Genomic DNA, 22,862 nt, shown 5'->3' with positions numbered 1-22,862 from the left:
CGCATTGTGTTTGTTCCGTTTCGACTGGCTTTCCGTATGCGGTGCTTGCCGGCGATCCGCTTGTGGCGCTTGTAGCAGTATTGTTTCACGTTATTTCGGGCCGGCGCCAGCCAACAGATGCTTATAAAACGGATGCTTATAAGGCGAAGGTGACGGAAAAGGGTGGCGGCCAGCAGCTCCTGCCGCTGGCCGGTCAATGTCAGAGCGCGGCGATGCGCGCGCGCTGCTCGCCCAGCCTGGCCAGGGCCTGTTCGGCCTCGCCCAGCTTGGCGCGCTCCTTGGCGATCACCTCGGCGGGAGCCTTGTCGACGAAGCTGGCGTTGCCCAGCTTGCCGCCGACGCGCTTGACCTCGCCCTCCAGGCGCTGGATTTCCTTGTCCAGACGGGCCAGCTCGGCGTCCTTGTCGATCAGCCCGGCCATCGGCACCAGCACCTGCATCTCGCCGACCAGGGCGGTGGCGGCCAGCGGCGCTTCCTCGCCCTCGGCCAGCACGCGGATGGATTCCAGCTTGGCCAGCTTCATCAGCAGCGGCTCGTTCTCGACCAGGCGGCGGCGGTCGCTGGCCGAGGCGTTGTTCAGCAGCACATCGATGCGCTTGGCCATGGAGATGTTCATCTCGCCGCGGATCTGCCGCACGCCGAGCATCAAGGCCTTGACCCACTCGATGTCGTCCTCGGCATCGGCATCGATGCGCGCCTCGTCGGCCTGCGGCCAGGGCTGCAGCATCAGGGTCGGCCCGGACTTGCCGGCCAGCGGCGCCAGGCGCTGCCAGATCTCCTCGGTGATGAAGGGCATGAACGGATGCGCCAGGCGCAGCGCGGTCTCCAGCACCCGCACCAGGGTGCGACGGGTGCCGCGCTGGCGCTCGATGCTGGCGTTTTCGTCCCAGAGCACCGGCTTGACCAGCTCCAGGTACCAAGCGCAGTACTGGTCCCAGACGAACTCGTAGAGCGCCTGGGCGGCGAGGTCGAAGCGGAAGGCGTCGAGCTGGCGGGTCACTTCCTGCTCGGTGCGCTGCAGCTGGGAAACGATCCAGCGGTCCACCGGGGACAGTTCCACCGGCTCGCCGGCGATGCCGCAGTCCTTGCCCTCGGTGTTTTCGAAGACGAAGTTGGCGGCGTTCCACAGCTTGTTGCAGAAGTTGCGGTAGCCCTCGACCCGGCCCATGTCGAACTTGATGTCGCGACCGGTGGAGGCCAGCGAGCAGAAGGTGAAGCGCAGCGCGTCGGTGCCGTAGCTGGCGATGCCTTCGGGGAACTCGGCGCGGGTCTGCTTGGCGATCTTCTCGGCGAGCTTGGGCTGCATCATGCCGCTGGTGCGCTTGGCCAGCAGGGTGTCGAGGTCGATGCCGTCGACGATATCCAGCGGGTCGAGCACGTTGCCCTTGGACTTGGACATCTTGTGGCCCTGGCCGTCACGCACCAGGCCGTGGACGTAGACGGTCTTGAAGGGGATCTGCCCGGTCAGGTGCAGGGACATCATGATCATCCGGGCGACCCAGAAGAAGATGATGTCGAAGCCGGTGACCAGCACGTCGGTGGGGTGGAAGTTCTTGAGGAACTCGGTCTGCTGGGGCCAGCCGAGGGTGGAGAAGGTCCACAGGCCGGAGCTGAACCAGGTGTCCAGCACGTCCTCGTCCTGGCGCAGCGGCTCGTCGTTGCGGATTGCATACTTGTTGCGCACCTCCGCCTCGTCGCGGCCGACGTAGGCGTTGCCGGCCTCGTCGTACCAGGCCGGGATGCGATGGCCCCACCAAAGCTGGCGGCTGATGCACCAGTCCTGGATGTCGCGCATCCAGGAGAAGTACATGTTCTCGTACTGCCTGGGCACGAACTGGATGAGCCCGTCCTCGACGGCGGCGATGGCCTTTTCGGCCAGCGGCTTGGTAGAGACGTACCACTGGTCAGTCAGCCAGGGCTCGATGATGGTGCCGGAGCGGTCGCCGCGCGGCACTTTCAGCGCGTGGTCGTCGATCTTCTCCAGAAGGCCCATGCCGTTGAAGTCGGCGACGATGGCCTTGCGCGCGTCGAAGCGGTCCATGCCGGCATAGCTGTCCGGCAACGTGGAGTTGATGCGCTCGTTGGGCGTGCCGTCGATGTCGAACACCTGGGCCTGGGCCAGGACCGTGGCGTTCTTGTCGAAGATGTTGATCAGCGGCAGGTGGTGGCGCTTGCCGACCTCGTAGTCGTTGAAGTCGTGGGCCGGGGTGATTTTTACGCAGCCGGTACCGAATTCACGGTCGACATACTCGTCGGCGATGATCGGGATCAGGCGGTTGACCAGCGGCAACAGCACATGGCGGCCGATCAGGTCCTTGTAGCGCTCGTCCTCCGGATGCACGGCGACAGCGGCGTCGCCCAGCATGGTTTCCGGGCGGGTGGTGGCGACCACCAGATAGCTCTTGCCCTCGGCAGTGCGGGCGTCGTCGGCCAGCGGGTAGCGCAGGTGCCAGAGGTGGCCCTTCTCGTCGTGATTCTCCACTTCCAGATCGGAGATCGCGGTGTGCAGCTTGGTGTCCCAGTTGACCAGGCGCTTGCCGCGGTAGATCAGGCCGTCATCAAAGAGGCGGACGAAGGCTTCCTTGACCGCTTCGGAAAGGCCTTCGTCCATGGTGAAGCGTTCCCGCGACCAGTCCACCGAGCTGCCCAGGCGGCGGATCTGCCGGGTGATGGTGCCGCCCGACTGTTCCTTCCATTCCCAGACCTTGTCGAGGAACTTCTCGCGGCCGAGGTCGTGGCGGTTGATGCCCAGGGCGGCCAGCTGGCGCTCCACCACCATCTGGGTGGCGATGCCGGCGTGGTCGGTGCCCGGCTGCCACAGGGTGTTGCGGCCCTGCATGCGGCGGAAGCGGATCAGCGCGTCCATGATCGCGTTGTTGAAGCCGTGGCCCATGTGCAGGCTGCCGGTGACGTTCGGCGGCGGGATCATGATGGTGTAGGGCTCGCCGCTGCCCTGCGGGGCGAAGTAGTTCTTCGACTCCCATTCGGCGTACCAACGGGATTCAATGGCGTGCGGCTGGTAGGTCTTGTCCATGCGGAGGAAACCCTTATAAGACGGCTGATCTGGGAAGCCGATGAGTATAAAGGCAAACCCGTATCTGTGGGTTGTATCCCTGCAAGTCTAGGCGGGTTGTCGTGAAGGCCGGGCTTCCGCTGGAGAGGGGCTAGGGTTTGCGCGAGGCGAGCAGCTGGTCCAGGTGGGCTTCGAGGCGGCGCTTCAGTTCGGCCTCGATCTGCGGCACGAAATCGTCGACGACCTCCTGCAGGATCAGTTGGGCCTCGGTACGCAGGGACTGCTCCAGGCGTGATGGGAGGGCGGCCGTGGGCGGTTCGGGTTCATCCTCTTCGGTGGCGACGATCTCCGAGAGCAGCGGGATGTCGTCGGCGCCGAGGGTTTCGGTGAGCAGTGGCGGCGGCAGCAGATCTTCGTCGAGCAGGTCGCGGATCGACTGCAGGTCGTTCAGCAGGTGGGCGGTATTCGGCTTGGGTTTCAGGCTGTCCATGGATCGTCAGAGGCGCGGCAGGCGGTGATCCTGCAAAGGATAGCCGCGCTCGCGGTAGAAGCGGTAGCTGGCGCGCGTGGCCTGACGGATGGCCGGATCGCCCACCACCAGCTCGGCGATCCGCTCGAAGCGTGCACAGAAGAACGGCACGGCAAGGGCCAGGTTGATCAGCAGGTCGCGGTGGCTGCCGGGATCGTCGCCCAGGCCGAGGGTGATCGGCGCGTCGGCATCCTCCTCGGCCGTGCCGTGGGGAAGGAAGGCCTCGCCCTTGAAGCTCCACAGCAGTGCATCCAGCGCTTCGCGCTGGGCCGCGTCCTGGCAGTGCAGATAGATGCGGTGCCCCAGGCGCCAGGCCTTTTCCGCCAGCTTGCAGGCGAAATTCAGGCGCGCCGCCGGGTCTGCGGAGGGCAGGATGTAGAAGTCAACCTGGGGCATGGGGTCCTCGGCTGTGCGGGAGCGGGCCGACCGCTCCCGCGGTCGCTCACGGGGTGCTGCGATCCAGCAGGTACTGGGTCAGCAGCGGTACCGGGCGGCCGGTGGCGCCCTTCTCCTTGCCGCCGCTGATCCAGGCGGTGCCGGCGATGTCCAGGTGCGCCCAGTGGTAGTTCTTGGCGAAGCGCGAGAGGAAGCAGGCGGCGGTGATGGTGCCGGCCTTGGGGCCGCCGATGTTGGCCATGTCGGCGAACGGGCTGTCGAGCTGCTCCTGGTAGTCGTCGAACAGCGGCAGCTGCCAGGCACGGTCGGCGGCATGTTCGCCAGCCTTGAGGAGCTGGCGGATCAGTCCGTCGTGGTTGCCCATCAGGCCTGAGGTCTGGCTGCCGAGGGCGGTGATGCAGGCGCCGGTGAGGGTGGCGACGTCGATCACCGTCTGCGGCTTGAAGCGTTCGGCGTAGGTGAGGGTGTCGCACAGCACCAGGCGGCCTTCGGCGTCGGTGTTGAGGATCTCCACGGTCTGCCCGCTCATGCTGGTGACGATGTCGCCGGGGCGGGTGGCGCCGCCGCTGGGCATGTTCTCGGCGCAGGCCAGGAGGCCCACGACGTTGATCGGCAGGGCCAGTTCGAGCAGGGCGCGGAAGGTGCCGAGCACGCTGGCGGCGCCGCACATGTCGTACTTCATCTCGTCCATGCTCGCGCCGGGCTTGAGGCTGATGCCGCCGGTGTCGAAGGTGATGCCCTTGCCGACCAGCACGAAGGGCTGCTCGTCCTTCTTGCCGCCCTGGTAGTTGAGCACAACCAGCCGCGGCGGCTGGTCGCTGCCCTGGGCGACGGCGAGGAAGGCGCCCATGCCGAGTTCCTTGAGCTTCTTCTCGTCGAGGACCTCGACCTTCAGCGCGTCGTGCGCCTTGGCCAGCGCCTTGGCCTCGTCGGCCAGGTGGCTAGGGTGGCAGAGGTTCGGCGGCAGGTTGCCGAGGTCGCGGGTCAGGGCCATGCCGCTGGCGATCGCCCGGGCATGGCCGGCGGCGCGCTCCACGTCGGCCTGGCTGGCCTTGTCGCAGACCAGTATGAGCTTCTTCAGGGTCGGGGGCGTGGCCTTCTCGCTCTTGAAACGGTGGAACACATAGGTGGCGTCGAGCAGCGTCTCGGCCAGCAGGCGGGCCTTGCCGTAGGCGTCGCGCCCCTTGACGTGGAGTTCGCCCAGGGTCAGGGCGGCATCGCTGCCGCCCAGGCCCTTCAGCACGCCCTGGGCGGCGGCGACGATCTTGCGGAACTGGCGGTCGCTCAGCTCGTTCTCCTTGCCGGCGCCGATCAGCAGCACGCGCTCTGCCTTGAGGTTCGGCAGATGATGCAGCAGCAGGGTCTGTCCGACCTTGCCGGCGAGGTCGCCGCGCTTGAGGGTGGCCGACAGGGCGCCGTCGGTGGCCTGGTCGATGGCCTTGGCGGTGGCTCCCAGTTTGCGGCCTTCGCCGACGGCGACCACCAGCGTGGCGGTTTTCAGGGTTTGCGGGCTGGCACTTTTGACAACGAGTTGCATGGCGTGATGTTCCCAAGACAAAGGGTCTGGTTTGCAGGATAATGCCGGTCTTTTTTGTGGCGCGTTGCAGGCCGCTGAGAATGCTGCGTTCGACTATCGGTGTGGGAGCCAGGTTCGGAGTCCTTTCACGTCAGGGGCACTGCACTGCTTTGCCTGGTCTTGCCCTGGCCGGCCTCGCGCGGCCTTTTCGACGGACTGTGGGGCGTTGGGTCGGCAACAAGGCGGCTAGTTTGAGCACAGCGGCTTGAGCCTGACAACCCTGGAGTGTCTGGTTTGATCATCCCTCGCTATCTTTCCCGTGAACTGCTGGTGACACTGAGCGCGGTCAGTGCCGTGCTGCTGGCGCTCATTATGAGTGGTCGCTTCATCAAATATCTGGCACAAGCCGCCCGGGGCCAGCTCGACCCGGGCGTGCTGCTGCAGATCATGCTCTACCGGATGCCCAGTTTTCTTGAGCTGATCCTGCCGCTGGGGTTGTTTCTCGGTATCCTGCTGGCCTATGGCCGGCTGTACCTCGACAGCGAGATGACCGTATTGGCCGCGACTGGCATGAGTCCGCAGCGCCTGGTCGTCTACACCCTGGTGCCGGCCATCCCGGTCGCCGCGCTGGTCGCCTGGATGAGCTTGGGGCTGGCCCCCCAGGGAGTACGCATGGTGGAGCAACTGCTCAACGAGCAGAAGGCCCTGACCGAGTTCGATACCCTGGTGCCAGGGCGCTTCCAGACCATGAAGGACGGCTCGCGGGTGACTTATGTCGAGGATCTGACCGACGATCGCACCGAGCTTTCCAGCGTGTTCATCAGCGAAAAGCGGATGTCCCGCGATGGCGGTAAGGAGCGCGGTATCGCCGTGCTGGTGGCGGAGAGCGGCAGCCAGGAGGTGCAGGCGGACGGCAGTCGTTACCTGATCCTGCAGAATGGCTATCGCTATGATGGCAATCCCGGACAGGCCGACTACCGGGTGATTCGCTACGACACCTATGGCGTGCTGCTGCCCAAGCCGGCGGTGAGCAGTGAGATCAACGAACGCGAGGCGATTCCCAGCCTCGAGTTGATCGGCAGCGAGCTGCCGCGCCATCAGGCTGAACTGCAATGGCGACTTTCCCTGCCCCTGCTGGTGTTCGTGGTCACCGTGCTGGCGGTGCCGCTGGCAAGGGTCAACCCCCGCCAGGGCCGCTTCCTCAAGCTGCTGCCGGCGATCCTTCTCTACATGGCCTATCTGGCCACGCTGATTGCTGTTCGCGGCGAGCTGGACAAGGGCAAGATTCCGATGCTGATCGGTCTCTGGTGGGTCCATGGGATCTTCCTGCTGATCGGTCTAGGGCTGCTGTTTTGGGAACCCTTGCGCCTGCAGCTGGCAAGCCGGCGCGCCGCACGGAGTTTGAGTCATGGGTAAGCTGGACAGATACATCGGCGTCAGCGTGTTTATCGCCATCCTGGCGGTGCTCGGGGTGATCGTCGGCCTGGTCCTGCTGTTTGCCTTCGTCGATGAACTGGGCGATGTCCGGGGCAATTACGATCTGGCTGCCGCGGCCTGGTACGTCGTCCTTACCGTGCCGCAGCGAGTTTATGAAATGCTGCCGATGGCGGCGCTGATTGGCTGTCTGATCGGCCTTGGCAGCCTGGCCAACAACAGTGAGCTGACGGTCATGCGCGCCGCCGGCGTGTCGCTCGGTCGTATCGTCTGGGCGGTGATGAAGCCCATGCTGGTGCTGATGCTGCTCGGCGGGTTGCTCGGCGAATACCTGGCGCCCTGGACGGAGAACAAGGCCGAGGCCCACCGCTCCCTGGCTCAGGGCGGCGGCGAGGCGCAGACCTCCAAGCACGGCCTCTGGCATCGTCAGGGTGAGGAGTTCGTGCACATCAACGCGGTGCAGCCCGGTGGTGTGCTTTATGGAGTGACTCGCTACCGTTTCGACGAGCAGCGCCACCTGCTGTCCTCCAGCTTCGCCAGGAAGGCGCAGTACCAAGGCGAGCACTGGCAGCTGGAGGATGTGACGACTACCCGTTTCCTCGAGCGCAGCACGGAGGTCGTCAAGGCTGCCAGCGAGCAATGGGACATGGTGCTGAGTCCGCAGCTGCTGGGGACCGTGGTGATGGATCCGGAAGCTCTGTCGATGACCGGGCTGTGGCACTACCTTCATTATCTGGCCGAGCAGGGGCTGAATAATGCGCGTTACTGGCTGGCCTTCTGGACCAAGGTGTTGCAGCCTCTGGTGACCGCGGCGCTGGTACTAATGGCGATTTCCTTCATCTTCGGCCCGCTGCGCTCGGTCACTCTCGGCCAGCGGCTCTTCACCGGGGTGCTGGTCGGCTTCGTCTTCCGTATGTTCCAGGATCTGCTCGGCCCCTCGAGCCAAGTGTTCGGTTTCTCGCCCCTGCTGGCGGTGGCCCTGCCGGCCGGACTCTGTGCGCTGCTGGGGCTTTACCTGTTGCGCCGGGCTGGGTAGGGGCGAGGCGGGTGCCCGCTCATGGGTGGGCGGGAGGGGGTAGATGGGTTGGTCGACGGCTACTTCTTCTTGTGGGTGTTCTTTGGCAGCCGGACCACTCGGCTGTTGGAGTACATGTCTTGCCAGGTACGCCCCTGTTTGTCCCGGAGCATCCAGAGATAGCCCAGGCCGAAGCATAGCCAGGAGGCGATGGCTATCAGGAAGCGCAGCAAGGCCTGCCACAGGTCGATGGCGGTGCCGTCGGTGTTCTGGATGCGCAGTCCCCAGACCTGCATGCCGAGCGTCTGGCCGTTGTGCGTCCAGAATTTCGCGAAAAAGCCGAACAGGCAGAAGAGCAGCAGGGTGGAGAGCAGCGGGTCACCGTCCAGCGCGCCAGCATCGGACAGCTGCCTAAGTCGCTCGCTTCCAACAACGGTCATCTGGATCAGCTTGTAGGTGAAGGTGATAACGATCAGCAGGGCGATGCAGAGTAGGAAGTCGTAGAACATCGCTGCCAGGCGGCGGAGCAGTCCCGCGGCAGGGAAGTCGCCTTGGGGCATCAGGGGGGGGGTGGGCATGACGGACTCGCGCTAAGGCAAAGACCGACATTTTACGAAAAATTGGACAAAAAAAGCTCCTGGTGTTGCCATCAGGAGCTTTCGTCAAGCCTAAGATCAGCCTAGGATCTGAACTTTGTCAGCCTGCATGCCTTTCTGGCCTTGTACCGCTTCGAAGGTGACTTTCTGGCCTTCTTTCAGGCTCTTGAAGCCGGTGCCTTCGATTGCGCGGAAGTGGACGAACAGATCCGGACCGCTTTCGGGGGTGATGAAACCAAAGCCCTTCTCGTCGTTGAACCACTTGACGGTGCCGGTTTGACGATTCGACATGTCTTATTTCCTTGAAACTGGAGTTGATGGCAGTCCCTGTGACAACAGAGATCTGGAACTGGTTGCAGAGAGTAAGAGAAGTCGAGCGGGATGTAGCGGACCCGTAGGACCTACTGCCACCAAGTCAAGATTCAACAGCGACCCACGCAAACACAGTTTAGCTACTGTACGCCAAGTCTGCGGGAAAAGCCAAGCCCCAGAGCGGAAGGTTTTTTGCAGAGGGTTTTCTAGCTGTCAAATTACAGTCATTTTCTCTGGAAAATGATGGATTTTTACGCTAGGTAATAATGTCCGTGCACCTTGGGTCGTTGTCTCTTCCTGTGGTGGCAACTGGATAAGGTTTATCGGTAGGTTGGCAATGTTCCGGCGGCAGTTAGTTGCGCCCGTGGGCAGGCCTTGCTGCGCCGATCGGTTCCGGGCTGGTTCCAGCCTCGCTGGGGCGGATCAGGGGTTACCGGCAAGTGCAGGGGGTGATGGCCGAAGCCTTTTGCGTGCTCCGGGCGGGCTAGGGTGGAGTGCCCCTCTTGCCATGACTGGTGAGTGGGCGGATCTCGATTAGGGCGGTTTGTGGTGGTTGTGAGGTCTAAGGAAGCAGGGCTTTCAAGGTGTCTTCTTGCAACCTATTGATTTTTCCTTGCATAGGCTCTTCCTGCGACTGAGCTTTACGCATCGAGATCATGCGTAAGTGCATTGATTAACAATGCTGCTTTTGTACACCTTGAAAGAAGTGAGTCTAAGAAGATATTTTTAATTCTGCTTGGCGATTTGAAAATAACGTTATCCAATAAGTATTGCCTTGACCTTGATGCCCTCAGGGTCTTTTCTTGTATTGGTTATACATTGTTACAGGCTTTCCTCGGGAGTTGGGCATGGCAGGGCTCCCGAGTGTCCCGCTCAGTGAATAGTTGAGCGGATGCAGGCATGGATGTAAAGGCATGGCATGCATTTTTATCATATGAAGTATCGGGCGGTCATGCGCTTTCGCTCAAACACAGGCCATGGGGTTGCCATCCTGGCCCTTATTTTTATGCTGGATGGCAGGTGCTGAAGCAAGGATGAGTGATCGGTGATCATCTTGTCCGCCAAGGGCATGTGGCGTGTCGTTGGCGATACAAGTATTGGTCTTGGTTATGCCTTTCATCATTTGAGAGGGTGGTCGGACGGGTGCTTTTGATCGATCCCATTTTATTATGACTGCCAGAGGGCTGATGTCGGGCCGGCAGGCTCCGCATCGCAGGATTTTCGAGTTCCTTCTCGTGTAGGAGGGCATTCCATGACAGTTTTTAGTGTAAAACCCGTGAAATTGATTTTCACAATGGCCATGCTTTTATCGGCTTCCTTGTCTATGGCTGAGAGTGACGACGGGTCGGTCGCTGACTCGACAGCGCTGGAGGATATAGTTATTTACTCGCAAATGCCTGAAGTTCGGGACTATAGGTATGGAATGCGCTTGGATATTGCCAAGGTGATAGCCATGGAATACTTCCCTCCTGAGCCGGATTTTTGCGGGGTCATTCCGGCACAAATGACTTATGAGGATTCTATGGGAGATCTCAAGGCCATTCGTTATCTATATCCGGAAACGGCGGGGTGTAGTGAAAATTAGAAAATGGACTGGAAAATTGTAAAGCTTGTAAAGCGACTTCGCAGCGTACGGCAAGGCAAGCGAGACGGCTCATCATAAGTGCTCGAACGAAATTTCCCCGGATTTTCTGCTGTCCCGAACCAGGCCAACCCCTGTATTTCAGAGGCTTGCACGGGCAATGCAGGGGAAAAATATCGGATTATTTTTCTTCGAGCACTTAAGAGCGGTATTCTGGGCATGCTTTTGCGTAGTCTTGCCGGGGGTGACTGTTCATGTGAGATCGCCTGGGGCCTTGTTTGGCTATGACATGACGATCTCTCCTCCAGGATGTGGGAATATGCTGATTGAGATAGAGGGCTTGAGTCCAATGGCACTTTGGGCGCGTCGCGTGGTCACAATGGCAACTACCTGAATACCCTGTATGAGTTGTAACGCCAGGAAGGGCAACTGATGACCATCAATTCGATTCTTTCTCTTGTGCTCGTATGCTGCGGTCTGTTCGCGGCCGGTTTGTGTCTGGGAAGCTGGATGCGTCCCTCCCCAAAGTCGGAAACGGATCTGGAGGATCCAGTGGACGATGTTGGTCTGTTCTGTGGATGGGATGGGCTTTCGGTCGTTGAACGGAAGAAGCGGCTGGCGCTGTATCAGCGGCGTGTACGGGCGCGAATCGCCGAGCAGGAACGAGCCTGGCTCCAGGCCCGATTGAGGGAGTGTGCAAAGGGATAGGGGGTTGCAGGCAATAAAAATCGGCTCTGGCGAATCTCCCGAGCAGGCAGCCTGAAGCGCCGCACCCTTATCCTTGCGAAGGTCGGCGATGGTCTTGAAATCCGGAGTCCGGCGCCTGGGCAGCCACATGACTTCGGCATTACGCTGGCCTTCAGCCTTCAGCCTTCAGGCGGGGGCGAATATGCTGGAAATGGCCACGCAGACTGATAGAGCTTGGGCAGGTCGGCCGGATCGTAGTTCGGGCGCTCGGTTTTGGTCCGGTCGGGCCTTGGTAAAGCCGAGCTGCTGCAGATCCATGCGGGCCAAGGTAATGACCTGCGCTAGAGATGGTCTTTGGGGATCGGCTCATCGAGGCTGGCCGGGAACAGGCTGCCTGCTCGGGAGATTCGTCACGGATGTAACCCGTGAATGACAATGCCCGTGTCTTTCGATACGGGCATTGTCTTCATCCACTCGGCGGACTGCCTGGTTTTCACGTAGGCTGCTGACGATGTGGGCTTCTTGCGTATGTTTCTAGAGTTAGAGCCAGAAACTAGGGTATGGTCGGAGCGACTGGATTCGAACCAGCGACCTTCTCGTCCCGAACGAGACGCGCTACCAAGCTGCGCTACGCTCCGAAGATGGCGCGCATTCTACAGAAAAAGTTTTCCTGCACAAGGGGTTAGATGAAAAATTTTACGAAACGCGGCCCAAGAAGGGTAAGTGCTCAACCCCGTCACCTTTCCCCCGATCATTCCAGCCAGCACTCTCTGCGCCACTCCAGTTCAGTAGGGAGACTGAACCGCCCCGGAAATCCCGGGGGCTCTTTTGTGTGAGTAACCGTTATGACGGACTCGTTGAGTTGCTCATAAGCCTTCGCAAATAGCCATCAAGGTGCTGCTGTTGGCCCGCTGTCGGGGGAGGCGTCCATATAAGGCCCTAGTCAATTTCGGCGCTCGAGGCTCCGATACTGCGTTGCCCCCTCCTCGCTATAGCCCTACTATAAATCATCGTGGCGCCCTGCTCGAAGCCTGGGTCATTCGAACGTGAGTTATTAATCCAGCACTTAAATTCACGCCATGGCATAGCGTGCCGCAGGATGTCGGAAATAGGCTGACCTTGTCGGGCAAGGCGCCGAGCGTGTTCATGAAGGCCATCGCCTTGTCCAGCAGGCTGGCCTTGTCATGGCTGATCGGGCCGCTGTACAGCGCCGTATTGAAATTCCGGTTCAGGTATTCGTCGGGATTGGACTCGGGCGCATAGGGGGCAGGAACACCAGTTCGATTTTGTCCTGCTTGTCGCTGAGCCACTCAGTGACCATCTTGGCGTGGTGGACGCGCAGGTTATCGACCACCAGGAAGATCTTCTGTGGTGCCCCTTCAACGAGGCGGCCCAGGAAGTCAATGAAATGGGGCGCATTGACGCGGCCTTCGACGATTTGAAATGCCACTTCTCCACGGGGCGAAATGGCGGAGATCATGGACAGCTTGTGCCAACGGGTAGGCGTCGCCAGCACCGGCGTCTGGCCCCTGGGGGCGTAGCCGCGTATCCAGTTCGCATCCTCCTTGACTGCGGTTTCGTCCCCCCAGTGAATCACCGCCCCTTCGGCGTCGGCGCGCGCCTTGACTTGGGGGTAGGTCTGGTCCAGCCAGCGCTCGATGTCCTCCGGCCGCTGCTCCTGCGCCCGCTTCACGGGACGCTGAGGCGTGAACCCCCAGCGCTTGAGATACTTGCCGATCAACCGGTCCTGCAACTCGATCCCGAGGCGTTCCCAGGTCAGCGCCTTGATGGCCGGGCGCGTCCACAGGGCAAACGGCAACTGCAGTTGCTGCGGGGTTTGCTCGACGATTTGCTCGCGCAGCCACTGCTCGTCGGCCGGCGTCAGCTTGCGGCAGGCGCCCACCGGGCGACCCCGACGCTTTTCCTCCAGGGCTTGCGCGCCCTCGCGTTTGGCACGGGTCAGCCAAGTCTTGATGGTGGTCGGATGCACACCGGTGACCGAGGCCAGCTCCTCGACTTTCATGCCGGACTGCTGGCGCAGGCGAATGACTATCTGGCGAAGCATCTTGCGACCGTCTGCGGTCAGTTTGCGAGCGTCGATCTTTTCCATGCCTGAAGTCTAACTAGAAGTCTATTTAAAGGCCACCTTGTAACCAATCAACCGCACAGGCTATTAGCTTGCAACAAGCAGCAGTTCGACGTCGTTTAACGCGGATGTCAACAACGTCCGTCAAGTGTGGTGGCTTGCTCCATTTTCTACTTTGGCCAGCAATTGCGGGGTGTTTAGATTGGCCAGCCGGGGATCCGCTGGAGGGCATTGCAGGACTGTGGCCCCGTGCGTTAGAAAGACCCGGCGCGGACTGCGCTCGCCGTCCTGCCAGGCTCTTTCAAGGGCTGGTTCCAGGCTTTTGGGCAGCAGGCAGAACAGAGGCTCCCACTGTTCGCCCTGGCGTAGTAGCAGTGGCTGATCAGGCTGGCCGGCGGCATTTTGGCGCATGGTGTACAGCAGCGCGGCATCGAGCAGTGGGGCATCGCAGGGTAGCACCAGCAGCCAGGCGTGCCGGGCAGCCGCTAGTCCGGCTCGGATGCCGGCCAGAGGTCCGGGAAAATCCTGGCTGTCGTCATGCACCAGGCGGTCGGCATAGGCGGCATAGCGTTCGGTATTGCGATTGCAGGAAACGATTAGGTCGTCGGTGAGCGGCCGGGCCAGCGCATGCAGGTGGGCGATCAACGGCTTGCCGCGCCATTCCAGCAGTCCCTTGTCGCGGCCGCCCATGCGTTGTCCGCGACCGCCGGCCAGCACTAGCACAGAGCAGGGGGGCAGGGCAGTGGGGGAGGTCATCGGATGGCTCCAGCGGTGGCTTGTGGTATAACTCCAGCCCGACTTCTCCACAACACTGGAAGGCAGCATGAGTCACAAGGTTGAGGCGGCCTTTGTGCCGTTGAACATCGCAGTATTGACCGTCAGCGATACCCGCACCCTGGGAACCGATACTTCTGGTCAACTGCTCGTCGAGCGCCTGAGCGCAGCTGGACACAAGCTGGCGGCGCGGCTGCTGCTCAAGGACGACTTGTACCATATCCGTGCTGTGGTCGCTGCCTGGATCGCCGACAAGGACGTACAGGCTGTTCTGATCACTGGTGGAACCGGTTTCACTGGCCGCGACAGCACCCCTGAAGCCGTAGCTTGCCTGTTCGACAAGCAGGTTGACGGCTTCGGCGAGTTGTTCCGGCACATCTCCATAGCCGAGATCGGTACCTCCACCGTGCAGTCCCGCGCGCTGGCCGGTCTGGCCAATGGCACCCTGGTCTGCTGCCTGCCGGGCTCGACCGGTGCTTGCGCCACTGCCTGGGACGGTATCCTTGCCCAGCAGTTGGATGCCCGTCATCGGCCATGTAGTTTCGTGCCCCACTTAAAACCGGTGCCGCTCTGCGAGACTCGCGGGTAGGTTGATGAAAAAATCCGCACTGATGTCCGTCGAGGCGGCTCTCGAATGCCTGCTGCAATTGGCCGAGAGGGCGCCGATCGGCGAGACCGAACGGGTTGCTTTGGATGACGCCGAAGGGCGCGTGCTGGCCGAGTCCCTGATCTCTCCCCTGGATTTGCCGCCCTGGCCGAACAGCGCCATGGACGGTTACGCCCTGTATCTGGCTGACTGGACTGGCGAGCCGCTGACGATCAGTCAGACGATCTTCGCCGGGCAGGCCCCGGAGCCCCTGCAGCCCGGGACCTGTGCGCGCATCTTCACCGGAGCGCCGGTGCCGGAGGGGGCGGACTGCGTCGAGCTGCAGGAAAACACCGAGCTGCTTGAGGGTGGGCGGGTACGTTTCGCCCAGGCCTTGCGCCCGCGGCAGAACATCCGCGAGCAGGGCCAAGAGACCCGTCGTGGCGAAACCGTGCTTGCCGCCGGCACCCGTCTGGGACCTGCGCAGCTGGGGCTGGCCGCATCCCTGGGGACTGCCGGGCTGTTGGTGCGGCGGCGTCCGCGGGTGGCGCTGCTGTCCACCGGGGACGAGCTGGTCGAGCCTGGGCGGCCGCTGGGACCGGGGCAGATCTACAACAGTAATCGTACCCTGTTGCACAGCTGGCTGAAGCACCTGGGCTGTAGCGTGCTGGATGCTGGCATCCTGCCTGACAGTCTGCAGCTGACTCGCGCCCGTCTTGGCGAGCTGGGAGCCGTCGATCTGATCCTCTCGACAGGCGGGGTGTCGGTCGGTGAGGCGGACTTCCTCGGTCAGATCCTGCGCGAGGAGGGCGAGCTGGCCTTGTGGAAATTGGCGATTAAGCCGGGTAAGCCACTGACCGTCGGCCGTTACCGGGGCGTTCCAGTGGTCGGCCTGCCGGGCAATCCGGCATCCTCGCTGGTCACCTTCGCCCTGTTGGCTCGGCCCTATCTGCTGCGTCGTCTTGGTGTGCAGGCAGTAACGCCGCTGACTTTCCCGGTGCCGGCTGGTTTCGTCTGGAGCAAACCCGGCAAGCGCCGCGAGTATCTGCGTGCGCGCCTGGAGGATGGGCGGGCCGTGCTCTATCCGAACCAGAGCCCTGGCGTCCTGCTCAGTGCCGCCTGGGCCAACGGGCTGGTCGAGATACTCGAGAACACGACCCTGGCCGAGGGCGATCCGGTGCGCTTCATTCCACTGAGTGAAGTACTGGGCTGACGGTTCGTGCTGGCAGGCACTGGCCATCCTCCTGTCGTCCATACTTGGCTAGAACGTTTTCCGAGGTGAACGATGGGTGAGTACAAGGCATGGCTGGTGCTGCATGGCCGGCAGGCGACGAACGAAGAGCTGCGCGCCGCTATTCTTGCACAGCGCAAGGCGGGCTGGGAAATTGCCGTGCGCCTGACCTGGGAGGCCGGCGATGCCCGCCGGTTTGTCGAGGAGGGGCTGGCGGCAGGCTATCAGACACTCATCGCCGGCGGCGGCGACGGCACCTTGCGTGAAGTGGCGGAAGCCATGGTCCTGGCCGGCAGCGATGCCAGTCTGGCAATCCTGCCGCTGGGCACGGCCAACGACTTCGCCCGCGCGGCGGGCGTGCCTTTGTCGCCAGCAGAGGCCTTGGCCCTGCTGGCGGTTGCACCCACTCCAGTGGATCTCGGCGAGGTGAATGGCCAGTTGTTTCTCAACATGGCCACCGGCGGCTTCGGCTCGAAGGTCACTGCCCATACTTCCGAGGAGTTGAAGAAGGCCCTCGGCGGGGCGGCCTACCTTCTTACCGGGCTGACCCGCTTCTCCGAACTGCGCGCCTCCTTCGGGCGTTTCCATGGACCGGATTTCCGTTGGGAGGGCGATTTTCTCGCGCTGGGCATCGGCAACGGGCGCCAGGCCGGGGGCGGCAATCTGCTCTGCCCTGAGGCGCTGGTGGACGATGGTCTGCTCGATCTCTGCATCGTGCCGGCGCCAGAGGATGCCGGAAGTCCACTCAGCACCTTGGGTGCGTTGATTTCCCTGCGTATTCTCGGTGCGGAGACCATCTCCATCAGTGCGCGCCTGCCGTGGATTGAGGTCGAGGCGCCAGAAGGCCTGGACCTGAACCTGGACGGCGAGCCGGCAAACAGCCAGGCTTTGCATTTTACCACCCGGGTGGCCGCACTGCGGATACATCTGCCGCCTGACTCACCGGTGCTGCGCGGCAATGCCGGGCCGGCAGTTGCAGCGTGACCCCTACTGATCGTCGAAATAGCGCTCGTGCCACTCGACCAAGGGTTGCGGAGCGTTGAGCTTGTTCCCGTAGATCACTGAGTAGGACAGTACATTCTGTACGTACTGACGGGTTTCGTCGAAGGGGATGCTTTCCACCCAGACATCGAAGGCCAGATGATTGGCGCCGCGCAGCCACTGGCGCACGCGCCCGGGGCCGGCGTTGTAGGCAGCGGAGGCGAGCACCCGGTTGCCGCCAAACTGGGCGTGCACCTGGCTCAGGTAGGCGGCGCCGAGCTGGATGTTGGTGTCCGGGTCGTAGACCTGGCGCGGCGAACTCAGCGGGATGCCGAACTTGTGTGCGGTTTCCCGGGCGGTGGCCGGCATCAGCTGCATCAGGCCACCGGCACCGGCGCCGGAGCGTGCATCGTTCATGAAGGCGCTTTCCTGGCGGGTGATGGCGAACACCCAGCTCGAATGCAGGCCGCGACTCCTGGCGGCGCGGGTCAGGCTGCCCTGGTAGGCCATCGGGAAGCGGATGTCCAGATCGTCCCAATACTGTGCCTGGCTGATGGTGCGGATGGCCGGGAAATACCACTCCATGTCATAGGCCAGCTTGGCCTGGGCGACCATTTCCTCTCGGCTGAACAGCCGGCTGACGTGATACCACTCGCGGCGCGCGTCGACGATCTGCCCGCGTGCGTAGAACTCCAAGGCCCGGCGGATGCCTGCGGTGTTGCGTACCTTCTGCATCACCCGGGGATCCAGTGCTATTGGCTTGTGGTTCAGTTGGTAGGGCACCTGGATGCGATCGGCGGCGAGAAAGCCGTAGAAATCCCGTTCGCGGGCGACTGGCTGGTAGAGGCCGGTCGGCTGCTGACTCTGCGGTTGGGCCAGTTGCAGGCTGCGTGCCTGCCAGTAGCGCCAGCGGTTGCTGCTGGCGAGCTCCTGCGGCATCTGGCGGGTCAGGCGGTAGGCCTCGTCCCAACGACCCAGGCGCAGCAGCAGGCGGGTGCGCCATTCGGCCACGGTCTTGTCGCGCAGTTCCGGATCGTATTCGGCCATCACCGCGAGGGCCCGGCTGTCGAAGCGCTTGGCCAGGGTCAGGCCGATTTCTCGAGCGATCGCCACTTTCTCCTCGCTGGAGAACCGCATGCGCCGGGCGTAGCCGTCGAGCAGGGTCAAAGCCTTGTCCGGCTCCTGGCGGGCCAGACGGCGCAGGCCGAGTCCGACCACGTCGGCCATTCGCTCGCTGGCCGGCGCGAAGCGTGAGCCCTGGCTCAGCAGCAGTTGCGGCTTCTGCGCCACCTCCACCATCAGCAGGCCCTCGCGCTCGAGGCTGGGGGTGCTCTTCGCCAGATACGTAGCCAGACCGTAGTTACGCGCGTCGGCAGCCAGCCGGAGGCGCTGCCAACGCTTCCGATCGGTCAGTTGACCGTCGGCGGCCCAGCGCTCGAACAGCGCATCGCAGGTCTTGGGTTGCGACTTGCCAACCAGCCAGAGCTGCTCGGCGCTGGCATGGCCTTCGGCCTTGTGGCCGTGAGCGAGCTGGTACTGACCGTACAGGCAGTCGAGCTCGGTGAAATCCAGGGCTGGGTCGTAATAGTTGACGAAAGTCCGCCAATCGCTGCGTTCCGCCAGCCAGCGCAGCCAGCGCAGCTTCATCCAGCCGATCTGCGGCAGGTCGCCATGTTCAGCGAGGAATTTCTCGATTTCTCTGTTGTTGGCGCTCTTCAGCCGGGCAGTCAGCTCATCGTAGGCCAGGTGGGGCTCAAGCGGATAGTCGCGCAGGGCCTGGCGGTTGCGCAGGTAGGGGCCGGCATCGCCCTTGGCCAGCGCCCGCTTGGCCTGGTCGTAGAGGATGCGCTGCTCGCCGAGCGATGTCGCCTCGGCGTCCGGAGTGGTCAGGGGGATCAGGGAGAGGCAGAAAAACAGGCTGAGGAATCGACTGCGCATGAGTCTTCTCGGGGAAGGAGTGGCGATGGAGCTTCGGAGCTAATGGGAACTCTTGTTTAGTTTAGCTGTAGCGCCCTGTGCATTGACAGCATACAAGGGGGGGCGAGCGCATGGCCGGCGCCCGGGCCTGATAGAATGCGCGCCGATTTTCCTCGAGACCTTGCCCATGACTCTGCTCAAGTTCACCGACGTTTCCCTCGCCTATGGCGCCATGCCGTTGCTCGACCAGGTGTCCTGGCAGATCGCCCGGGGCGAGCGCGTCTGCATCATCGGCCGCAACGGCACCGGCAAATCCAGCATGCTGCGCCTGGTCAAAGGCGGGCAGGGTGCCGACGACGGCGAGATCTGGCGCGCGCCGGGGCTGAAGATCGGCGAGCTGCCGCAGGAGCTGCCGCGTGCCGACGAACGGTCGGTTTTCGACGTGGTCGCCGAGGGCCTGGCCGGTGTCGGCGAGTTGCTCGCCCAGTATCATCACCTCAGCCAGAACATCCACAGCGATGCCGACCTTGACCAGCTCATGCATGTCCAGCAGGCGCTGGAAGCGAAGGACGGCTGGCGCCTGCAGCAGCTGGTCGAGAGCACCCTGAGCCGCCTGCAGCTGCCGGCCGACAAAACCCTGGCCGAACTGTCCGGCGGCTGGCGTCGTCGCGTGCTGCTGGCCCAGGCCCTGGTTTCCGAGCCCGACCTGCTGCTCCTCGACGAGCCGACCAACCACCTCGACATCGGCGCCATCGCCTGGCTGGAAGAGGCGCTCGCCGGCTTCAACGGTGCCGTGCTGTTCATCACCCACGACCGCGCCTTCCTGCAGAACCTGGCGACGCGCATCCTCGAGCTGGATCGCGGCCACCTGATCGACTGGAACGGCGACTACGCCAGCTTCCTGGTGCACAAGGAGCAGCAGCTGGCCGCCGAGGAGACTGCCAATGCGCTGTTCGACAAGCGCCTGGCTCAGGAGGAGGTGTGGATCCGCCAGGGCATCAAGGCTCGCCGCACCCGCAACGAAGGCCGCGTGCGCGCGCTCAAGGCGATGCGCAACGAGCACGCCGAGCGTCGCGAGCGCCAGGGCAAGGCCAGCTTCCAGGTGGAGGCGGCGGAAAAATCCGGCAAGCAGGTAATTGTCGCCGAACATGTCGGCTTCACCCATCCCGGTGGTGAACCGCTGATCCGCAATTTCTCCATGGTCCTGCAGCGCGGCGACCGCATCGGCCTGCTCGGTGCCAACGGCAGCGGCAAGACCACCCTGCTCAAGCTCCTGCTTGGCGAACTGCAGCCGACCAGCGGGCGCATCGAAATCGGCACCAAGCTGGGAGTGGCCTATTTCGACCAGTTGCGTCACCAGTTGGAGCCGGAAAAGACGGTGATCGACAACCTCGCCGAAGGCCGCGAGTTCATTACCATCAACGGCCAGAACCGCCACGTGCTGAGCTATCTCGGCGATTTCCTGTTCAGCCCGCAGCGCGCCCGTACCCCGGTCAAGGCGCTGTCCGGCGGGGAGCGCGCGCGCCTGCTGCTGGCCAAGCTGTTCAGCAAGCCGGCTAACCTGCTGGTGCTCGACGAACCGACCAACGACCTCGACGTGGAAACCCTGGAGCTGCTGGAAGAAGTGCTGCTGGACTTCCCCGGCACCGTGCTGATGGTCAGCCACGACCGCGCCTTCCTCGACAACGTGGTGACCAGCACCCTGGTGTTCGAGGGCAACGGCATGGTTCGCGAATACGTCGGCGGTTACCAGGACTGGCTACGCCAGGGCGGCTCGCCGCGCCTCTTGGGCGTCGGCGAACGCCCGAGCCGGGACGAGGCGCTGAAACAGGAGGCACCGGCTGCCGCTGTGGCGGAAGCTGCCAGCCCGTCGACCGTCGTCAAGAAAAAGCTGAGCTATAAACTGCAGCGCGAGCTGGAGGCGATCCCCGCCCAGATCGACGCAGTGGAGGCGGAGCTGGCCGAGCTGCAGGGGAGCATCGCTGATCCGGTTTTCTACCAGCAGCCGGCAGAGCAGGCCGGCGCCGTCCTGGCCCGCCTGGAAAGCCTGCAGCAGGAGCTGGACCGCCTGCTGGAGCGCTGGGCGGAGCTGGAAGAAGGTTGACCGGCTCGCCGAACCGGGCGCCGCGGTTTTTCTCTCAGCGATCTGCCGGAAGGCATGCATGGCAATCGAATACTGCATCACCCTGGATGACTGGCACGCCTTCAGCTATCGCATCGAGTAGGAGCGTGGCTACGACTGCGCGCGGACCGAGGTCGCGCCTGGCTGGGCGTGTCTGGAATACCAGCAGTGCAGCAATTGCCCGCTGACCTGGAATAGCACAGCTACTGCCCGGCGGCGCTTGACCTGCAGGAAGTGATCGAAGACTTCCAGGGCCTGCCAGCGTTCCAGAAGGCCCAGGTCCGGGTGGGCATGCCGGAGCGGGAATACCGCAAGCAGATCAGCCTGGAGGAGGGCGTGCGCTCGCTACTCGGGGTGATCATGGCCACCAGTGCCTGTCCCCGGCTGGCCCGCCTGCGGCCGATGGAGCAGCAGCATCCGCCGTTCGCCAGCCAGCAGGAGTTTGCCCTGCGCGCGGTCTCCCTCTATCTGGCGTGGCAGTATTTCAACTTCCGGGAAAGGCGCCATGCCGACTGGGAGCTGAAGGGCGCCTGTTCCAGCAGCTGCGGTTGGTCAACCAGGCCTTCTGGCAGCGCAGCCATGGCACCTGTGGTAGCGACTCGAATCTCAAGGCCTTCCTGACCTTCTTCTCCATGGTGTCCAGCATGAGCTATTCCCTGGAGACCCAGCTCGCGAAGATCCGCCCGCTGGTGGTGAGCGCCGGCGAGAACTGAGCGCGCCTCCTCACCCGCAAGGAGGGGCAGCGTCCCCCTTATTCGGGCTTCTTCAGCCGCACTGCCAGCACGTCACAAGGCGCTCCATGCAGGAGGTCGTTGGCGGTGGAGCCGAGCAGCAAGGCGAGGCCGTGGCGGCCATGACTGCCGACCACGATCAGGTCGCATCCCTTCTCCCTCGCCAGTTGGTGGATCTCCTGGCGCGGCTGGCCGAAGAGGATATGCCGTTGCTCGGGCAGCAACTCGGGGTACTGGCTGGCGAAGGCTGCGACCCGCTCGCGTGCCTGGTCGATCTGCTGCTGTTGCAGCGTCGACAGGTCCATCGGCACGTCCCCGCCGAAAGCCATGGCCATCGGCTCGACGATATGCACCAGCGACAGCTGGGCCCGGAAACAGTTGGCCAGGTCAATGGCTTGACGGATGACCGGATGGCATTCGTCGGTGAGATCGACGGCGGTCATGATGTGTTGGTAAGGCATGGTCGTGTCCTGTGCGGTGAGCCTGCAACAAGTATGACCTGCCCTCGTGAACAGAAAAGTCTCCGGCGGAACTAATGCGCAGTTCCTTGAACCATGACAAGGCAGCGTGGGGGGATCAGCCAGGACAATCGCATGAACGACTTTCCCATTCATGGGAGAGGGGCCGGGAGAGAGGGCAAATGAGCAGCAATGGCCTGTTTTTCCTCTCCCCAGCCTGCTCGCGGGAGAGGGAGTGAACGGCTGCACCTGTCCCTTCATGCGATTGCCCTGGGGGACCAACTGGGCGCCAGTAGTATCTGTATTGTTATGAATTTTCACTATTAGCCATTTGTCCCTATAATTTCATGGCCACTGATGGTGAAAAGTGTTTTTTGAAATGTCAGTGCTTCATTGTTGTTAACCAGGCCCATTAATAGACTGACAAAGATGATTGTGGAGGCCACGAAAACCGGGTCCATGACAAATTTATTTTTGGGCCGTGTTAATGGCTAAGGTATTTTGGGGCTGGGTTAATAATTAATCTACATAAAAACACTGCAATGTTTGCCGGAAACCATCCAGAAGCAATGTTTCGCGCGCCGCCCCTTGCCCAAGGGGGCGGACGGATGCTGAATACACCCATGGCTCGCCGTCGAGGATTTCCCGCCGGAAAAGGCCCGATGGTCAGTCCGGGCAGCCGGAGCTGCGACAGGCTCCCGCAACTATCCTGAAACCAGCACTGGGCCAAGCTGTCCGCAAGACATTCGGCGGCGGCTCGCAGGCTTCATGGTCGGCCCGACGCGGCCGATTAATCAGTCGATGATTTACGAAGGGAAAGCCATCCGGGTCCAGGCCCTGGGGGATGGCATTGTCGAGATGCAGTTCGACCTCGAGGGCGACTCCGTCAATAAATT

At 62.7% G+C, this 22,862-nt stretch carries 17 protein-coding genes, 1 tRNA gene and 2 pseudogenes; 8 read left to right on the top strand and 12 right to left on the bottom strand.

The genetic code is table 11. The features are described from left to right. Nucleotides 1–199: 199 nt before the first annotated feature. The 4 genes from ACYVD0_RS16285 to ACYVD0_RS16270 all read right to left on the bottom strand — a co-directional run bounded on the left by ACYVD0_RS16285 (nucleotide 200) and on the right by ACYVD0_RS16270 (nucleotide 5,475). Complete coding sequence (locus ACYVD0_RS16285; RefSeq protein ID WP_460427779.1) at nucleotides 200–3,034, bottom strand: valine--tRNA ligase; 2,835 nt, start codon at nucleotides 3,032–3,034, stop codon at nucleotides 200–202. A 130-nt stretch (nucleotides 3,035–3,164) separates the two neighbouring features. Continuing rightward, nucleotides 3,165–3,503 carry a DNA polymerase III subunit chi gene (locus tag ACYVD0_RS16280; RefSeq protein WP_460427778.1) on the bottom strand — a complete coding sequence of 113 codons (339 nt, stop codon included), beginning with the start codon at nucleotides 3,501–3,503 and terminating at the stop codon, nucleotides 3,165–3,167. 6 nt (nucleotides 3,504–3,509) lie between these two features. Then, nucleotides 3,510–3,938 (bottom strand): DNA polymerase III subunit chi, encoded by a 429-nt coding sequence (locus tag ACYVD0_RS16275; protein ID WP_460427777.1) that lies wholly within the window; start codon nucleotides 3,936–3,938, stop codon nucleotides 3,510–3,512. Between the two features lie 46 nt (nucleotides 3,939–3,984). Beyond that, nucleotides 3,985–5,475, bottom strand: a complete 1,491-nt coding sequence (locus ACYVD0_RS16270; RefSeq protein ID WP_460427776.1) for a M17 family metallopeptidase — start codon at nucleotides 5,473–5,475, stop codon at nucleotides 3,985–3,987. Between the two features lie 273 nt (nucleotides 5,476–5,748). Here ACYVD0_RS16270 and lptF point away from each other — a divergent pair, with 273 nt between their 5' ends. Further along, nucleotides 5,749–6,870 (top strand): LPS export ABC transporter permease LptF, encoded by a 1,122-nt coding sequence (lptF, locus tag ACYVD0_RS16265; RefSeq protein ID WP_460427775.1) that lies wholly within the window; start codon nucleotides 5,749–5,751, stop codon nucleotides 6,868–6,870. After that, nucleotides 6,863–7,924, top strand: coding sequence for an LPS export ABC transporter permease LptG (gene lptG, locus ACYVD0_RS16260; RefSeq protein WP_460427774.1), 1,062 nt, complete (start codon nucleotides 6,863–6,865; stop codon nucleotides 7,922–7,924). Before lptF ends, lptG begins: the two co-directional genes overlap by 8 nt. Nucleotides 7,925–7,983: 59 nt before the next feature. Here the strand turns inward: lptG and ACYVD0_RS16255 are convergent, their stop codons facing one another. Next, nucleotides 7,984–8,481: an RDD family protein gene (locus ACYVD0_RS16255; protein WP_460427773.1), complete on the bottom strand. Its 498-nt coding sequence runs from the start codon at nucleotides 8,479–8,481 to the stop codon at nucleotides 7,984–7,986. A 96-nt stretch (nucleotides 8,482–8,577) separates the two neighbouring features. Next, nucleotides 8,578–8,790, bottom strand: coding sequence for a cold-shock protein (locus ACYVD0_RS16250; RefSeq protein ID WP_039805696.1), 213 nt, complete (start codon nucleotides 8,788–8,790; stop codon nucleotides 8,578–8,580). A 1,273-nt stretch (nucleotides 8,791–10,063) separates the two neighbouring features. Between ACYVD0_RS16250 and ACYVD0_RS16245 the strand changes: the two genes are divergently transcribed. Further along, nucleotides 10,064–10,396, top strand: coding sequence for a DUF2790 domain-containing protein (locus ACYVD0_RS16245; RefSeq protein WP_460427772.1), 333 nt, complete (start codon nucleotides 10,064–10,066; stop codon nucleotides 10,394–10,396). Between the two features lie 747 nt (nucleotides 10,397–11,143). Here ACYVD0_RS16245 and ACYVD0_RS16240 read toward each other — a convergent pair. The 4 genes and pseudogenes from ACYVD0_RS16240 to mobA form a co-directional block, all read right to left on the bottom strand. Continuing rightward, nucleotides 11,144–11,487 (bottom strand): annotated as a pseudogene (locus ACYVD0_RS16240) (transposase); the annotation flags it as partial. Between the two features lie 154 nt (nucleotides 11,488–11,641). Further along, nucleotides 11,642–11,718 (bottom strand) — tRNA-Pro (locus ACYVD0_RS16235). Nucleotides 11,719–12,308: 590 nt separating this feature from the next. Beyond that, entirely contained in the window at nucleotides 12,309–13,190 is an 882-nt protein-coding gene (locus tag ACYVD0_RS16230) for an IS630 family transposase (RefSeq protein ID WP_460427771.1), read from the bottom strand. Nucleotides 13,191–13,310: 120 nt separating this feature from the next. After that, complete coding sequence (gene mobA / locus ACYVD0_RS16225) at nucleotides 13,311–13,922, bottom strand: molybdenum cofactor guanylyltransferase (protein WP_460427770.1); 612 nt, start codon at nucleotides 13,920–13,922, stop codon at nucleotides 13,311–13,313. A 67-nt stretch (nucleotides 13,923–13,989) separates the two neighbouring features. Here mobA and moaB point away from each other — a divergent pair, with 67 nt between their 5' ends. The 3 genes from moaB to yegS all read left to right on the top strand — a co-directional run bounded on the left by moaB (nucleotide 13,990) and on the right by yegS (nucleotide 16,741). Then, on the top strand, nucleotides 13,990–14,529 hold the full coding sequence (gene moaB / locus ACYVD0_RS16220) for a molybdenum cofactor biosynthesis protein B (protein WP_460427769.1): 540 nt from the start codon (nucleotides 13,990–13,992) through the stop codon (nucleotides 14,527–14,529). Between the two features lie 4 nt (nucleotides 14,530–14,533). Further along, complete coding sequence (locus ACYVD0_RS16215; RefSeq protein WP_460427768.1) at nucleotides 14,534–15,739, top strand: molybdopterin molybdotransferase MoeA; 1,206 nt, start codon at nucleotides 14,534–14,536, stop codon at nucleotides 15,737–15,739. 72 nt (nucleotides 15,740–15,811) lie between these two features. Next, nucleotides 15,812–16,741 (top strand): lipid kinase YegS, encoded by a 930-nt coding sequence (gene yegS, locus ACYVD0_RS16210; protein WP_460427767.1) that lies wholly within the window; start codon nucleotides 15,812–15,814, stop codon nucleotides 16,739–16,741. 3 nt (nucleotides 16,742–16,744) lie between these two features. Here the strand turns inward: yegS and ACYVD0_RS16205 are convergent, their stop codons facing one another. Beyond that, on the bottom strand, nucleotides 16,745–18,676 hold the full coding sequence (locus ACYVD0_RS16205) for a transglycosylase SLT domain-containing protein (protein ID WP_460427766.1): 1,932 nt from the start codon (nucleotides 18,674–18,676) through the stop codon (nucleotides 16,745–16,747). A 166-nt stretch (nucleotides 18,677–18,842) separates the two neighbouring features. Between ACYVD0_RS16205 and ACYVD0_RS16200 the strand changes: the two genes are divergently transcribed. Then, on the top strand, nucleotides 18,843–20,759 hold the full coding sequence (locus ACYVD0_RS16200; RefSeq protein WP_460427765.1) for an ATP-binding cassette domain-containing protein: 1,917 nt from the start codon (nucleotides 18,843–18,845) through the stop codon (nucleotides 20,757–20,759). Between the two features lie 58 nt (nucleotides 20,760–20,817). After that, nucleotides 20,818–21,490 (top strand): annotated as a pseudogene (locus ACYVD0_RS16195) (DUF6901 family protein). A gap of 38 nt (nucleotides 21,491–21,528) precedes the next feature. On the opposite strand, the gene ACYVD0_RS16190 reads toward ACYVD0_RS16195, so the two are convergent. Continuing rightward, nucleotides 21,529–21,969 (bottom strand): universal stress protein, encoded by a 441-nt coding sequence (locus ACYVD0_RS16190; protein ID WP_460427764.1) that lies wholly within the window; start codon nucleotides 21,967–21,969, stop codon nucleotides 21,529–21,531. Nucleotides 21,970–22,862: the final 893 nt, after the last annotated feature.

The organism is Azotobacter armeniacus, assembly GCF_054779355.1.
This window is presented reverse-complemented; position numbering and strand designations above follow the sequence as displayed.